This is a genomic window from Arthrobacter sp. OAP107, assembly GCF_040546765.1.
In the GTDB taxonomy this organism is placed as follows: Bacteria; Actinomycetota; Actinomycetes; order Actinomycetales; family Micrococcaceae; genus Arthrobacter.
Window position 1 is genome coordinate 1,546,807 of the sequence record NZ_JBEPOK010000001.1, and the last position, 14,828, is coordinate 1,561,634.

The 14,828-nt window shown below is 66.7% G+C and carries 12 protein-coding genes, 1 tRNA gene and 1 pseudogene; 8 read left to right on the forward strand and 6 right to left on the reverse strand.

What is annotated here, in order from left to right:
• Nucleotides 1–39: 39 nt before the first annotated feature.
• A complete protein-coding gene (locus ABIE00_RS07195) occupies nucleotides 40–207 on the reverse strand; it encodes a hypothetical protein (protein ID WP_307103811.1) in 168 nt (55 codons plus the stop codon).
• An 81-nt stretch (nucleotides 208–288) separates the two neighbouring features.
• Here ABIE00_RS07195 and ABIE00_RS07200 point away from each other — a divergent pair, with 81 nt between their 5' ends.
• On the forward strand, nucleotides 289–1,257 hold the full coding sequence (locus tag ABIE00_RS07200; RefSeq protein WP_354258532.1) for a GlxA family transcriptional regulator: 969 nt from the start codon (nucleotides 289–291) through the stop codon (nucleotides 1,255–1,257).
• A gap of 10 nt (nucleotides 1,258–1,267) precedes the next feature.
• Here ABIE00_RS07200 and ABIE00_RS07205 read toward each other — a convergent pair whose 3' ends face one another.
• The 5 genes and pseudogenes from ABIE00_RS07205 to ABIE00_RS07225 form a co-directional block, all read right to left on the reverse strand.
• Complete coding sequence (locus ABIE00_RS07205) at nucleotides 1,268–1,558, reverse strand: protealysin inhibitor emfourin (RefSeq protein ID WP_331574948.1); 291 nt, start codon at nucleotides 1,556–1,558, stop codon at nucleotides 1,268–1,270.
• A 60-nt stretch (nucleotides 1,559–1,618) separates the two neighbouring features.
• Complete coding sequence (locus ABIE00_RS07210; protein ID WP_354258536.1) at nucleotides 1,619–2,659, reverse strand: M4 family metallopeptidase; 1,041 nt, start codon at nucleotides 2,657–2,659, stop codon at nucleotides 1,619–1,621.
• A 99-nt stretch (nucleotides 2,660–2,758) separates the two neighbouring features.
• Nucleotides 2,759–2,831, reverse strand: a tRNA-Arg gene (locus ABIE00_RS07215).
• A gap of 216 nt (nucleotides 2,832–3,047) precedes the next feature.
• Nucleotides 3,048–4,025 (reverse strand): ferredoxin reductase domain-containing protein, encoded by a 978-nt coding sequence (locus ABIE00_RS07220; protein WP_354263521.1) that lies wholly within the window; start codon nucleotides 4,023–4,025, stop codon nucleotides 3,048–3,050.
• Nucleotides 4,025–4,234 (reverse strand): annotated as a pseudogene (locus ABIE00_RS07225) (hypothetical protein); the annotation flags it as partial. The pseudogene ABIE00_RS07225 and the gene ABIE00_RS07220, both read right to left, overlap by 1 nt.
• Nucleotides 4,235–4,429: 195 nt before the next feature.
• On the opposite strand from ABIE00_RS07225, the gene argS reads away from it, so the two are divergent.
• From argS to prfA, 7 genes are all read left to right on the forward strand, one after another.
• Nucleotides 4,430–6,079, forward strand: a complete 1,650-nt coding sequence (gene argS, locus ABIE00_RS07230) for an arginine--tRNA ligase (protein WP_354258539.1) — start codon at nucleotides 4,430–4,432, stop codon at nucleotides 6,077–6,079.
• Between the two features lie 5 nt (nucleotides 6,080–6,084).
• The gene (lysA, locus tag ABIE00_RS07235; protein WP_354258542.1) at nucleotides 6,085–7,584 is read left to right on the forward strand and encodes a diaminopimelate decarboxylase; all 1,500 of its coding nucleotides are present in this window, start codon (nucleotides 6,085–6,087) and stop codon (nucleotides 7,582–7,584) included.
• Nucleotides 7,585–8,901: a homoserine dehydrogenase gene (locus ABIE00_RS07240; protein WP_354258545.1), complete on the forward strand. Its 1,317-nt coding sequence runs from the start codon at nucleotides 7,585–7,587 to the stop codon at nucleotides 8,899–8,901.
• Entirely contained in the window at nucleotides 8,902–10,005 is a 1,104-nt protein-coding gene (thrC, locus tag ABIE00_RS07245) for a threonine synthase (RefSeq protein ID WP_354258548.1), read from the forward strand. It abuts the gene before it with no gap.
• 14 nt (nucleotides 10,006–10,019) lie between these two features.
• Nucleotides 10,020–10,985 (forward strand): homoserine kinase, encoded by a 966-nt coding sequence (thrB, locus tag ABIE00_RS07250; RefSeq protein WP_354263296.1) that lies wholly within the window; start codon nucleotides 10,020–10,022, stop codon nucleotides 10,983–10,985.
• A 445-nt stretch (nucleotides 10,986–11,430) separates the two neighbouring features.
• On the forward strand, nucleotides 11,431–13,551 hold the full coding sequence (gene rho / locus ABIE00_RS07255; protein ID WP_354258551.1) for a transcription termination factor Rho: 2,121 nt from the start codon (nucleotides 11,431–11,433) through the stop codon (nucleotides 13,549–13,551).
• 196 nt (nucleotides 13,552–13,747) lie between these two features.
• Nucleotides 13,748–14,821, forward strand: coding sequence for a peptide chain release factor 1 (gene prfA / locus ABIE00_RS07260; protein ID WP_354258554.1), 1,074 nt, complete (start codon nucleotides 13,748–13,750; stop codon nucleotides 14,819–14,821).
• Nucleotides 14,822–14,828: the final 7 nt, after the last annotated feature.

Here is a 14,828-nt window from a genome sequence, read left to right on the forward strand (position 1 = left end):
GACGGATTGTGGTTGGTGACGGCTGACAGCTGTGCGCCCCTAGAAGATACGCATGGTGTAGTTGCTGCTGGGCAGGTCCAGTGCGGACCAGTCCCGGGCCGAGTGCTCGGGCGGGGTGTGGCCGCGGCCGTCCCTGAGGATGGCGCCGACGGTGGCTGCAGCTGCAACGAGGACCAGGACGAGGAGGGCGATTCCGAAGATTTCCATGTCTCCATGGTTCTCCCGCGGAACCTTCGAAAGAAGTGGCAGAAATGCCTAAAAAGTACAATTTTCTGCCATACTGGAAACATGCTCAAGACAGTGGCAGTTATAGCGGTTCCCAACTTCTCGATCTTCGAGTTCGGTACCGCTTTTGAGGTGTTTGGCATCGACCGTTCGGACCGCGGTACCGGGGTGCCGCAATTCGACTTCCGCGTGTGCGCGCCGGTGCCCGGGGACGTTCCGTTGAAGTCCGGCCTCACCATGAACGTGAGCCTCGGCCTGGAAGCCGCCGCCGATGCCGACCTGGTGATCATGACGCCTTACGGCCGGGAGGAAGATGTGCCGGAGTCGGTCCTTGATGCACTACGGGCGGCGCACGCCCGGGGGGCCTGGGTGATGTCGATTTGCTCCGGCGCTTTTGCTTTGGCCAGGGCCGGGCTGCTGGACGGACGCCGGTGCACCACGCACTGGCACTACTCAGGCAAGCTGGCCGCCCAGTACCCCAAAGTCCTGGTGGACGAGAACGTCCTTTATGTCGAGGACAGCAGGATCATCACCAGTGCCGGAACAGCAGCGGGCATTGACGCCTGCCTGCATCTGGTGAGGAACGAGTTCGGGGCTGCCGTGGCGGCCGCCATCGCCCGGGACATGGTGGTTCCGCCGCACCGCGACGGCGGCCAGGCCCAGTTCATTGACAGGCCCATGCCCGAATGCGGCTCCCAGCCCATGGAGGAACTCCTCAGGTGGATGGTGGAGAACCTGGACGAGGAACATCCCGTCCAGGAGCTCGCCGCCCGGGTGCACATGTCGCCGCGCACGTTTGCCCGGCGGTTCCGCGCTGAAACAGGGGCCACCCCGGCCGCGTGGCTCAATTCGCAGCGGGTCCTGCGCGCCCAGGAGCTGCTGGAGTCCACGGAGCTGAACATCGACGAGGTGGCGCGGCAGTCGGGGTTCGGCCACCCCGTGCTGCTCCGGCACCATTTCGCCAAGGTGCTGGACACGAGTCCGCAGTCCTACCGCCGCGCCTTCCGCGGTCAAATGGCTCCGGCGGGCTAGGTCCCGGCCTTCAGCCGGAGCGTGATTCTTCAGCAGCCGCCCGAGTCGACTCCACGAGGACGCGCCACGGCCCGGTGACTGCCGTCTCCGGCAGTGTGGCGCGGCGCTGGCCGGCGCGGATGGAGTACATGAAGCGGTCCGGCTGCCCGTCCGCCGCCTGCCGGGGATCGTCGACGGCGTCCCAGGGGCACGCTTCGACGAGCGGCTGCCATCGGCTTTTGTCAGTGGACGTCACGGCCTGCACCGTCCAGACACGGGTGACTGCGGCTATTCCGCCGCTGCGCTCGACTGTGATTTTCATGGCGAGGTTCCCGGGTTTCCGCGGCTGCCGGGAAGCGGAGTGTCACATGCCCGGCGTCGGTTAGAGCTTTACCTTCACAGTCTCCCACGCCCCGCGCACGGCGTCATGCTCTGCGGACTCCTCTCCAAACAGTTCCTTCGCCGTTGCCGCGGTGGCTTTGGCGAAGGCTGTGAACGTGGTGGTGGGGCTCAGCGAGCCACCTGTCAGAGTCTCGTACCAGATCTGGCCCGGCGCATCCCAGGCGTTCCCGCCCAGCGTCTGGGCGACGAGGCAGAACGCCCGGTTCGGAATGCCGGAGTTGATGTGGACCCCACCGTTGTCTGACCGGGTGCGGACATAGGAGTCCATGGAGTCCGGCTGCGGGTCCTTGCCGAGGACGTCGTCGTCGTAGGCCGTTCCCGGTGCCTTCATGGAGCGCAGGGCGGATCCCTGGACCTGCGGCGTGAACAGGCCCTCACCGATCAGCCAGGACGCCTCGGCGGTGGTCTGCTTCCGGAAATACTGCTCCACGAGGGCGCCGAAAACGTCGGAGACGGATTCGTTGAGGGCCCCGGCCTGGTTGCGGTAGGCGAGCCCGGCTGAAAACTGCGTGACGCCATGGGTCAGTTCGTGGCCGATCACGCTGAGTGAGCGGGTGAAGCGTTCGAAGACCTCGCCGTCGCCGTCGCCAAACACCATCTGCTGGCCGTCCCAGAACGCGTTGTCATACAGCTTTCCGAAGTGGACGCTGGCTTTCAGCGGCATTCCCATGCCGTCGATGGAGTTCCGCCCGAACGCGTCCGCGTAGAGGCTGTGCGTGTGACCCAGGCCGTCATAGGCCTCGTCCACCGCGGGGTCGCCGGTGGCGGCGTCCCCCTCTTTGCGGACGACCTGCCCGGGCAGCGATTCGCCTGCCTGTGCGTCGAAGACGGACCTGTTGACCGGAGCAGGCTGCAGCTGCCTGACACCGGCAGGAGCCGACGGCGCCGTCATGCGGGCGGCGTGCACAGCACCAACGTGAAGCAGGGCTTCCCTGGCGGCGCGGGCAACTGCCGAGAACCGGGGGGACCCCTGGGCGGCCAGGCGGCGGAGGATGTACGGCGGAACGATTGAACAGACCATGCAACTCACACTACGAACGGCCTCTGACATTCTGCGTCAGGCGCACTGGAAATGCAGGAAACCCCCGCCGCTTTGAGTAAGCGGCGGGGGTTTCGGCTGTGCCCTCGATAGGATTCGAACCTACGGCCTTCTGCTCCGGAGGCAGACGCTCTATCCCCTGAGCTACGAGGGCATCCAGGGATCCTGCCGTTCCCGGCCGGACGTCCTAGAGCTTAGCAGGAAGGTGGGCCGGAAAGGAAAACGGGACCTCCCCTTTAGTATCCCGCGAACGAATCCACGTGGATACGGCGGGCGTTGGCGTGCCGGGCGGCACGGCGCAGCGAGCCGACACTGGCCGGCGAGCCCGAGATGAAGACCCTTCGCTGCCCGATGTCCGGCACCAGCCGCTTCAGTGCGTGACCGTCCAGCCGAGCCCCCTGGGGCGAGCAGTGCGCCGGCGTCGACCATGAAGTCCGGGGGCGCCGAGCAGCACGGGGTCCGAACGCTTCGGCAGCACGAAGTCGCCCGCCACCGTGGTGGCCGTGAGCTCCTCGCCCGGCTTGAGGGACAGCAGCTTGCGCTTGGCGGCGGAGACGGGGCCGGCGGTACCGACGCCGATCTTCACCTGCTTTGATTCCGGGTGGCTGGTCAGGCTGAACACGCGGCGCCTGCCCCGTCCGTCCGGCTTGGCGTGTGGAGGATCCAGCTCCAGGTACTTGCCGGGGGCGTGGCGGAGCGGGCGCTGGGGGCGGAAGACGAATTCCGTCGTCGTGGGGGTGAGGCTGCGGGAGTGGCTGAACAGCAGCCGGACGCTGCCGTGCTGGCCCGCCAGGAACGCCAGCAGGTTGCAGATCAGCAGTGCCAGCTCGGGGGAGTTCGCCACGAGGCCGAAGTTGTAGGGCGTGGCCAGGAGGATTCCGACGACGGCCGCCATAGCCAGCTGCTGCCAGCGCCGCGGCGGCAGCGTGAGCGGCTCGGTGAGCATGAAGCCGGCAAAGAACAGCACCGGGCTCTGAGCCAGGATCTGCCACACGGCACTTCCGAGGTCGACGCCGGAACGCATTTGCACGGCCGCCACGACGGCGGTGGCCACCACGACGAAGACGGCGGCCATGAGCGTTTTCCGGGTGCGGTAGGGCACCAGCAGGACGCCCGGAACCAGGAGCCACAGCATGGCCGGTGTGCCGGCCCAGCAAGTGGCGATGTTGAGGCCCGTCAGTCCGGTGATGAAGGCGCCGGCTGCTGCGGGGTTGAACACATGGCGGCCACGCCAGGCGAGGGCGTACTTGGAGGCTGAGGCCAAAGCACAGGCCAGGGCCACCCCCGCCAGGTCCATCGGCGCAAACGCCGGGCCGAGCTGGGTGGGCGAGAGCAGGAAGTAGAGCACTTGATCGCTTCGACCGCCTGGTTGAAGCCGCCGCTGGTCAAGGACGAGCCCGCTACCTTGGAGACGTTGATCTCATCCAGCCTCTTGCCTACCACCTGGTCGGCAATGCCGCTGGCAAACTGTCCCTGGAACTTGCGGGTATTGGGGTTGGGCGGGTGCTCGGTAATTTCCACCGCAGACACCGTGCCGTTGGCCAGCGTCAGCTGGACGGCTTCACGGGGTCGGGCACGCCAGGGACAGCGTTGAGTTCCAGTATTGCAGGGTTGATGTTTCAACAATTTGGCAGGTGAGTAAAGGCTAAGGGCAGTTCCTGTGAATTCCCCTACTATTTGCTGTGACGCCAGGGGCCGCGGTTGCGATCGACGGATTCCGCGCCGCGACGGGCTCCCCGGTAGGCTAGGAGTGTGACTCCCGAAGAACTCTCCCTCGCAATATCCGCCTGCCTGAAAGACGCCGTTGCCGCCGGCGACATCGCCCTTGCCGAGGCGGCTATACCGGACTCCGTCCTGGTGGAGCGTCCGAAGAACCGGGAGCACGGCGACTGGGCAACCAACATTGCTTTGCGGTTGGCCAAGACGGCCGGTACCAACCCGCGCGAATTTGCCACTCTGCTCAGCGCGCGTCTCAAGGACATCAGCGGCGTCGCCGGCGTGGACATCGCGGGCCCCGGCTTCCTCAACATCACGGTTGACGCCGCAGCCGCCGGCGCGCTGGCCAAGGTCATCGTCGAAGCGGGCAGGGAGTACGGCACCAACGACGCGCTCGCCGGCCACACGGTGAACATGGAATTCGTGTCCGCCAACCCCACCGGGCCGCTGCACATCGGCCATACGCGCTGGGCAGCCCTGGGAGACTCGATTGCCAGGGTGCTTCGGGCCTCAGGTGCCGACGTCACCGCCGAGTACTACATCAACGACGCCGGCTCCCAGATGAACGTCTTTGCCAACTCGGTGCTGTCGCGCCTGCACGGCCGCGACGTGCCTGAGGGCGGCTACCCGGGAGAATACATCCGCGACCTCGGCCACGAGGTGCTGACGCGGCACCCGGACATCCGGGAACTGACGGACGCGGCGGCCCTGCCCGTCATCCGGGCCGCGGCCTACGAGGCCCAGCTCAAGGACATCAAGGACACCCTGGCGGACTTCGGGGTCTCCTTCGACGTGTTCTTCTCCGAGCAGGAACTGCACGACGCCGGCGCTATCGAAAATGCCGTTGCCCGCCTTCGCGAGCAAGGCCATGTGTTCGACGACGGCGGTGCCGTCTGGCTGCGCACCACCGACTTCGGCGATGACAAAGACCGCGTGATGATCCGCGCGAACGGCGAACCGACCTACTTCGCCGCCGACGCCGCGTACTACCTGTCCAAGAAGGACCGCGGCTACACAGAAAAGATCTACCTGCTGGGAGCCGACCACCACGGCTACATCAACCGGCTCAAGGCCATCGCCGCCGCGGCCGGGGATGACCCCGAGGTCAACATCGAGGTCCTGATCGGCCAGCTGGTCTCCGTCAACGGAGCCAAGCTCTCCAAGCGGGCCGGCAACATCATTGAGCTCAAGGACCTGATCTCCTGGCTGGGAACGGACGCGGTCCGCTATTCGCTGGCACGCTTCCCGGCCGACTCCCCGCTGACGCTGGACCCTGAGCTGCTCAAGAAGCACTCCAACGAGAACCCTGTGTTCTATGTGCAGTACGCCCATGCCCGCTCGTGCAGCACCGCCCGCAACGCCGTGGCTGCCGGAGTGGACCGGAGCGCCTTCGACGCCTCCCTGCTGGACCACGCCACGGAAAACGAACTGCTGTCCTACCTGGGCAGCTACCCCTCCATTGTGGCCAAGGCCGCCGAACTCCGTGAGCCGCACCGCGTGGCACGCCACCTCGAGGTCATTGCCGGCGCCTACCACCGCTGGTATGACGCCTGCCGGGTGGCGCCCATGGGCGACGAAGCCGTCACGGACACCAACCGCACCAGGCTGTGGCTCAATGACGCCACCAGCCAGGTGCTGGCCAACGGACTGGAACTGCTGGGCGTTTCGGCGCCGGAACGGATGTGATTGGCGTGCAGGACATCACGGGCAACACGGCATTCAACAGCGCAGCCTCGCCACTGGCTCCGGAGTGGCTTGCCGTCCCCGCGGACCTCAACGCCCTCCACACCCCGGTGTGGGCAGGCGGGGTGGAGCGGAACGACGGCGGCGAACTCGCCATTGACGGCATCCCGGTCAGCGCCCTCAAGGAGCAGTACGGCACGCCGCTGTTCGTCATGAGCGAATCGGACTTTCGCGCCCGCGCCCGCGCCTTCAAGGATGCGTTCGACGACGCCTTCGCCGACATCTGCGGGGGAGTGGACGTTTACTACGCCGGCAAGTCATTCCTCAGCATCGCGGTCGCGACGTGGGTGGCCGAGGAAGGCCTGCGGCTGGACACGTGTTCGGGCGGCGAGCTCGCCGTCGCCGCCCGTGCCGGCATTGATGGTGCCAACCTGTCGCTGCACGGCAACAACAAGTCCGACGCCGAGATCAACCGGGCGCTGGACATGAACCTCGGCCGCATCGTCGTGGACAGCCTGGACGAGCTGGACCGCGTGGCCAAGATCGCCTCCGGACGCGGGGAGAAGGCCAACGTCATGCTGCGGCTGACGCCCGGCGTGCACGCCCACACCCACGAGTTCATCGCCACCGCCCACGAGGACCAGAAATTCGGCCTCTCCATGGCGGAGGATTCCACCGACGAAGCAGGCCTGTCCGCCGCCGAGGAGGCCGTGGCTGCGGCAACGTCCTACGACAGCGTGGAGCTGCTGGGTCTGCACTGCCACATCGGGTCGCAGATCTTCGAGCCGGACGGCTTCGCGCTGGCCGCCCAGAAGCTCCTGACCTTCCTGGCCGCCGTGCAGGCCAAATATTCCATCACCCTTCCCGAACTTGATCTCGGGGGCGGCTACGGCATCGCCTATACACCGGTGGACACCCCCCGGCCGGCAGCCGACATCGCGCAGGCGATGGCCGCCGTCGTGCGTTCCAAGTGCGCCGAACTGGGGATCACAGCACCCCGGATTTCGATCGAGCCCGGACGCGCGATCGTGGGCAGCAGCACCTTTACGCTGTACGAGGTGGGCACGCTGAAAACCGTCCGCGTGGACGCCCCGGCCGATGGCGACGCCGCAGCCGGTGAAAATACTGCTCAAAACGTTACGCACCCGCGACGCTATGTGTCAGTCGACGGGGGCATGAGCGACAACGCCCGTCCGGTGCTGTACGACGCGGATTATTCGGCCATTCTCGCCTCACGGACCTCCGCGGCGGCCCCGCAGCTGTCCCGCGTAGTGGGCAAACATTGCGAGAGCGGCGACATAGTTGTTAGAGATGTATATCTGCCCGAGGACGTGGCAGCCGGTGATCTGCTCGCTGTACCGGGGACCGGCGCCTACTGCTGGGCCCTGTCAAGCAACTACAACTATCTGGCCCGGCCGGGCGTTGTCGCTGTGCGCGACGGATCTCCCCGGCTGATTGTCCGCGGGGAAACCGAAGAAGATCTGCTGAACCGCGACATGGGAGCCTGAATGACCGAATTGCGAACCCTGAAAGTGGCCCTGCTGGGCTGTGGCAACGTCGGGGCTCAGGTGGCGCGGATTCTGATTGACGACGCCGGCACCCTGGCGCCGCGCACCGGCGCCCGCCTGGAACTGGCCGGCATCGCCGTGCGGAACCTCGACGCCGAGCGGGAAGTTGACCTCCCGCGTGAGCTGTTCACCACAGACGGTGAAACGCTGGTCAAGGATGCCGACCTCGTGATCGAGCTGATGGGCGGCATCGAGCCGGCCCGGTCGCTGATCCTCTCCGCCATCCAGAACGGCGCCAGCGTGGTCACGGGCAACAAGGCCCTGCTCGCTGCCGACGGCCCCGCCCTCTACGAGGAGGCGGACAAGGCCGGCGTCGAGCTGTCCTACGAAGCCGCCGTGGCCGGCGCCATCCCCATCCTGCGCCCCATCCGCGACAGCCTGTCCGGCGACCGCATCACCCGTGTGCTGGGCATAGTCAACGGCACCACCAACTTCATCCTGGACCAGATGGACTCCACCGGCGCGCAGTTCGCGGACGCACTTGCCGAAGCCCAGCGGCTCGGCTACGCCGAAGCTGACCCGACGGCCGATGTCGAGGGCCACGACGCCGCCGCCAAGGCCGCGATCCTGGCGTCCCTGTCCTTCCACACCCGCTTTGACCTCGAGCATGTCTACTGCGAGGGCATCACCCGCGTCAGCGCCGCCGACATCGCCGCCGCGAAGGAAGCCGGCTTTGTCATCAAGCTGCTGGCCATTGCCGAAAAGATCGGCAATGGCGACGGCAGCGAGGGCGTCTCCGTGCGTGTCCACCCGACGCTCCTGCCGCGCGAACACCCGCTGGCCGCCGTTCGCGGTGCCTTCAACGCTGTCTTCGTCGAGGCGGAGAACGCCGGTGAGCTGATGTTCTACGGCCAGGGTGCAGGCGGAACCCCGACGGCGTCTGCCGTGCTGGGCGACCTCGTCTCGGCCGCCCGCCGCATCGTCCTAGGCGGGCCCGGGCGCATCGAATCCACCACCGGCCACGTTCCGGCGCTGCCCATCGACGCCGCGACCACCAGCTACTACATCGGCCTGGACGTTGCAGACCAGCCCGGCGTGCTGGCCAAGATTGCCCAGCTCTTCGCCGAGCACGGCGTCTCCATCGAAATCATGCGGCAGACCATCCACCGCGACGCCGACTCCAACGTGGAATCGGCCGAGCTTCGGATCGTCACACACCGCGCAAGCGAAGCTGCACTGGCAGCGACCGTCGAGGCCGTGAAGGGCCTTGACGTGATCAATTCCGTTACATCCGTACTGCGGGTAGAAGGAGCTTAAGTGGCTCACCAATGGCGCGGTGTCATCCGCGAATACGCTGACCGTCTGCCCGTAACCGCGGCAACCCGGGTCATCACCCTCGGCGAGGGCGGCACGCCCCTGGTCCACGCCCAGAAGCTGTCGGAGCTGACGGGCTCGGACGTCTACCTCAAGGTCGAGGGGATGAACCCCACCGGCTCCTTCAAGGACCGCGGCATGACCATGGCCATGACCGCTGCCGTCGAGGCCGGCGCCAAGGCCGTGGTGTGCGCCTCCACCGGCAACACGTCAGCCTCGGCTGCTGCGTACGCCACCGCCGCCGGCCTGACGTGTGCCGTGCTGGTGCCCGAGGGCAAGATCTCCATGGGCAAGCTGAGCCAGGCCATCGCGCACGGCGCCACGCTCCTGCAGGTTGACGGCAACTTCGACAACTGCCTGGACATCGCCCGGAAGCTGGGCGAGTCCTACCCGGTCTTCCTGGTCAACTCCGTGAACCCGGCCCGCATCCAGGGCCAGAAGACCGGCGCCTTCGAGATCGTCGATGCCCTGGGCGATGCCCCGGACATCCACGTCCTTCCGGTTGGCAACGCCGGCAACATCACGGCTTACTGGAAGGGCTACAAGGAGTACGCGGCTCCGTTCGAGTCCGAAACCGCCGGGACACTTGCTCCGGTCTCCACCAAAACCCCCGCCATGTGGGGCTTCCAGGCCGCCGGCGCCGCACCGTTCGTTGCCGGCCACCCGATCACGGAACCGGACACCATCGCCACCGCCATCCGGATCGGCAACCCGGCCTCCTGGGACGGTGCCATCGCCGCCCGCGACGAGTCCGGCGGATTCATCGATTCCGTCACCGACGAGGAAATCCTCGCCGCGCACCGCTGGCTCTCCTCCCGCGAGGGCGTCTTCGTGGAGCCCGGCTCGGCCGCCGGCGTCGCAGGCCTGCTCAAGAAGCACGCCGCAGGCGAGGTGCCCTCCGGCAAGACCATCGCCATCACCGTCACCGGCCACGGCCTCAAGGATCCCCAGTGGGCCCTCCGCACCGAGGACGGCAGCGATGTCCAGCCCGTCAAGGTGCCGAACGACGTCGTGACCGTTGCTGCAGAACTGGGACTGGAAGACTAACATCAGTGGAAACCATGCTGCCGCAGACCGCCCAGCTGCCCGCCATCCAGGCCGGGCAGCAGGTGACGGTCCGCGTTCCGGCCACCAGCGCCAACCTCGGTCCCGGCTATGACAGCCTCGGGCTGGCACTCACGCTGCACGACACCCTCACCGTGGAGAGCCTGGACAGCGACGAGCTGATCTTCGATCTCAGCGGTGAGGGGGCCGATTCCCTTCCGCGGGACGCCAGCCACCTTGTGGTCCGTGCCATGAACGCCGCCTTCGGGCGGCTGGGCTACCGGCACACCGGCCTGAAGATCACGGCCGAGAACGTTGTTCCGCACGGCCGTGGCCTCGGTTCGTCGGCATCCGCCGTCGTGGCAGCAGTGACAGCAGCGAACGCCCTGCTGCCCGTGGGGGAGCAGCAGGACCGGAACTGGATCCTGCAGCTGACCAGCGAGATGGAAGGCCACCCGGACAACGTCGCTCCGGCGATCTACGGCGGGCTGGCGCTGTCGTGGCAGGACAGTGACCAGTACAGCACCACGTGCGCCACCGTCGACGCGGCCGTCGTCCCCGTCGTGGCAGTTCCGGACTACGAGCTCTCCACCGAGGCGGCGCGGGCCTTGCTGCCAGCCTCCATCGGACACCACGCGGCCGCAATGAACTCCGGCCGCGCAGCGCTTCTGATCCATGCCCTCACGCAGAAGCCTGAATTCCTGCTCGCCGGCACCGAGGACTTCCTGCACCAGAGCTACCGCGCAGAGGCCATGCGGCCCAGCGCCGGCCTGATCAAGGCACTCCGCGAAGCCGGCCACGCCGCCGTTGTCTCCGGAGCCGGCCCCACGGTTCTGGTCCTGGCCAGCGGCGAGGAAGAGGCCGCCGTCGTCCTGGAATTCATTGCCGCGTTTTCCGAGGCAAACACGCCGGACATCAGCTGGCGTGTGATGAAGCTGGCAGTAGACGTCGAAGGTGCTAAAGTGGGAGTGCACCGGCGGTAACACCGCATGCAGTCTCCGCAGTCACACCGCATTCACTGAGTCATAACCGCATTCATTGATGCAGCCAGACGGCGACTCTGCAGTCGAGAGGGCCCTGCAGCCAAGAGACCGTGCAGTCAACGACTCCGAGAACGGCCTTCATCGGTCATCGGGTCAGAATCTGCTTCGATCTGCTGCTGCTGCTTCGATCTCTTATTGCGCAATATCCTTCGGTGCCACCTGCTTGGCCTGGCCAGGAACCTACAGATGGATTTCTGTTCCCTGAACCGCCAGTCCGCCGCCCCGCCAGCTATGCGGAGCATTTGAAGGTGATCAGTATCCGGCCCTGCTGGCCGAACTCCAACCGGCAAGGCCGACATCCCGGCTGCAGATCTGAACTGCAGCCCAGATCCAATCATCGCGTCCAGCTCACAGTCTGGACGCCGTCGAGGGGGAAGGATCCTTCGTGACCGAAACCACTGAGCTGTCGCCAGCTGTGGACACACCATCTTCTGCTTCCGGATCGTTGACGGAAGCTCCCGCCAAGAGCAGCGGCCTTGCCGGCCTGAAGCTCGCCCAGCTGCAGGCGCTTGCCAGCCAGCTCGGTATCTCCGGCGGATCCCGCATGCGCAAGGGCGACCTGGTGACGGCCATTTCCGCGCACCGTGCAGGCACGTCCGCCACCACCACCAAGGCACCGGCACGGACCGCCAAGGCTGCTGCACCGGCTGCCCCCGCCGCCGAAACTGCCGCAGCAGCCCCGGCCGCTGAAGCAGCCGAGGCTCCGGCACAGGAAACCCGTGCCCGTGGCCGTGGCCGCAGCCGCCGCGCAGTGAGCGACGGCATTGTTGCAGCCGAAACGGCCGCCGAGGCTCCGGCAGCCGCACCCGCAGAGGCGCCGGCCGCCGCCGAGGCTCCCGCCGCTGCTCCGGCCGAGGGCGCCGCTGCCGAGGCTGAAGGGGCAGAACGCCGCCAGCCGCGCACGCGCAACCGCCGCCGTGGCGAAGCAGCCGCAGCGGCTCCCGCCGAGGCAGCCGCCGCCCCCGCTGAAGCTGCCCCCGAGGCACGCGGTGCTGAGACCCGCGGCGCTGAGACCCGCGGCACGGAAGCACGGGGTGCTGAGACCCGCGAGCAGGCACCCGAAGGCGAAGCCGGCCAGCGCGAACGCCGCGACGCCCGCGGCCGTGGTGGCCGTGATGCCGGCGAAACCGGCGGACGCGACACCCGCCGTGAGGACACTCGCGACGCCGACGAAGACGGCGGCAGCCGCCGCAACCGACGGAACCGCCGCGACCGGAACGACCGCAACGAGCGTTCGGACAGCCGCGACGGCAGCCGTAACGACCGGTTCCGCGACCGCAACGACCGCCGCCGCGGACGCAGCCAGGGGCCCGACGTCGACGACGTCGAGGTCACCGACGACGATGTGCTGCTGCCGGTGGCAGGCATCCTGGATGTCCTGGAAAACTACGCGTTCATCCGGACGTCCGGATACCTCCCGGGCCCGAACGACGTGTACGTCTCCCTGGCCCAGGTCAAGAAGTACAACCTGCGTAAGGGCGACGCCGTTGTTGGTGCCATCCGCGCACCCCGCGACGGCGAGGACCGCGGCCAGCAGTCCGCCCGCCAGAAGTTCAACGCGCTGGTCCGCGTCACCTCGGTGAACGGCAAGACCGCCGAGGACCTCAGGGACCGCGTGGAGTTCGCCAAGCTGGTCCCGCTGTACCCGTCCGAGCGCCTGCGCCTCGAGACCGACCCCAAGAAGATCGGCCCCCGCGTCATCGACCTGGTTGCCCCGATCGGCAAGGGCCAGCGTGGCCTGATCGTCTCCCCGCCCAAGGCCGGCAAGACGCTCATCCTGCAGTCCATCGCCAACGCGATCACCACCAACAACCCTGAGGTCCACCTCATGATGGTGCTGGTTGACGAACGTCCCGAAGAAGTCACGGACATGCAGCGCACCGTCAAGGGCGAGGTCATTGCCTCCACCTTCGACCGTCCCGCCGACGACCACACCACCGTGGCCGAACTTTCCATCGAACGCGCCAAGCGCCTCGTGGAAATGGGCATGGATGTCGTGGTGCTCCTGGACTCCATGACCCGTCTGGGCCGCGCCTACAACCTGGCAGCCCCGGCCTCCGGCCGCATCCTGTCCGGTGGTGTGGACTCCGCAGCGCTGTACCCGCCCAAGCGGTTCTTCGGTGCTGCCCGCAACATCGAAAACGGCGGCTCGCTGACCATCCTGGCAACGGCCCTCGTGGAGACCGGATCCAAGATGGACGAGGTCATCTTCGAAGAGTTCAAGGGCACCGGCAACATGGAGCTCCGCCTGTCCCGCCAGCTGGCCGACAAGCGCATCTTCCCTGCCGTGGACGTCAACGCCTCCGGCACGCGCCGCGAAGAAAACCTGCTCTCGGCCGAAGAGGTCAAGATCATGTGGAAGCTGCGCCGCGTACTCTCCGGCCTGGAGACCCAGCAGAGCCTGGAACTCCTGACCAACAAAATCCGCGAGACCCAAAGCAACGTCGAGTTCCTCATGCAGGTTCAGAAGACGACGCTTGGTGCGAAGTCGGATAACGACAAGTAGCTGCGTTCGCCGCTCAAAGTATGCCGCCCACTCGCTGGCCGGCATATTTTGGGCGGCTTCGTCGTTAAGCCGCCACTTCCTGGCCCAACAGCAACGCGGGGTCAGATACCGCCCAATGGAGCCGCCGGATTTGGGCGGTAAGTGACCCCGCGTTGCAGTAACTAGACTTGGTTACAAGTCGAAAGAGGTTTTGAGAATGTTTGAGTCCGTACAGGGCCTGTTGGATGAGCATGATGCTATCCAGGCGCAGTTGGGGGATCCGGCTGTCTATGCTGACCAGAAGCTGGCGCGGAAGCTGGGGCGGCGGTCTGCGCAGCTGAACGGCATCGTGGACGCCTACCACAAGTGGGAGGGCCTCCGGGATGACCTCTCCGCTGCCAAGGAGATGGCTGCCGAGGACCCTGACTTTGCTGCCGAGGTGCCTGAACTGGAGGAAGCCCTGGAGACCGCGGCGGCGCGGCTGCGGCGCCTGCTGATTCCCCGGGACCCGGACGATGCACGCAACGTGATCCTTGAGGTCAAGGGCGGCGAAGGCGGAGACGAGGCTGCCCTGTTCGCCGGCGACCTGCTGCGCATGTACACCCGCTATGCGGAATCCCGCGGCTGGAAGACCGAGATCATCTCCTCCACCGAGTCCGACCTCGGCGGCTACAAGGACGTCCAGGTGGCCGTCAAAGGCAGCTCCAACGACCCCGCCGAAGGCGTTTACGCCCGCCTGAAGTTCGAAGGCGGCGTGCACCGCGTCCAGCGTGTGCCGGTCACCGAATCGCAGGGCCGCATCCACACCTCGGCCGCAGGTGTTCTTGTCCTGCCCGAGGTTGACGAGCCTGAAGAGCTCGAGATTAACCAGAACGACCTCAAAATCGACGTGTACCGGTCCTCAGGTCCCGGCGGCCAGTCCGTCAACACCACCGACTCCGCCGTCCGCATCACGCACCTGCCCACCGGCATCGTCGTGGCCATGCAGAACGAGAAGTCCCAGCTGCAGAACCGTGAAGCCGGCATGCGAGTGCTCCGTGCCCGCATCCTGGCCCACCAGCAGGAGCAGATCGACGCTGCCAACTCCGAGCAGCGGAAGTCCCAGATCCGCACCATGGACCGGTCCGAGCGGATCCGTACGTACAACTACCCGGAAAACCGGATCGCCGACCACCGTACGGGCTACAAGGCGTACAACCTTGATCAGGTCATGAACGGTGACCTCGAGCCGGTTATCCAGTCCGCCATCGAGATGGACGAGCAGGCGCGGCTGGACGCCATCGGCGACTAGGAGCCCG

Coding starts and splice junctions, on each gene's coding strand:
- ABIE00_RS07195 (WP_307103811.1), bottom strand. CDS start 207: ATGGAAATCTTCGGAATCGCCCTCCTCGTCCTGGTCCTCGTTGCAGCT.
- ABIE00_RS07200 (WP_354258532.1), top strand. CDS start 289: ATGCTCAAGACAGTGGCAGTTATAGCGGTTCCCAACTTCTCGATCTTC.
- ABIE00_RS07205 (WP_331574948.1), bottom strand. CDS start 1,558: ATGAAAATCACAGTCGAGCGCAGCGGCGGAATAGCCGCAGTCACCCGT.
- ABIE00_RS07210 (WP_354258536.1), bottom strand. CDS start 2,659: ATGGTCTGTTCAATCGTTCCGCCGTACATCCTCCGCCGCCTGGCCGCC.
- ABIE00_RS07240 (WP_354258545.1), top strand. CDS start 7,585: ATGACCGAATTGCGAACCCTGAAAGTGGCCCTGCTGGGCTGTGGCAAC.
- thrB (WP_354263296.1), top strand. CDS start 10,020: ATGCTGCCGCAGACCGCCCAGCTGCCCGCCATCCAGGCCGGGCAGCAG.
- prfA (WP_354258554.1), top strand. CDS start 13,748: ATGTTTGAGTCCGTACAGGGCCTGTTGGATGAGCATGATGCTATCCAG.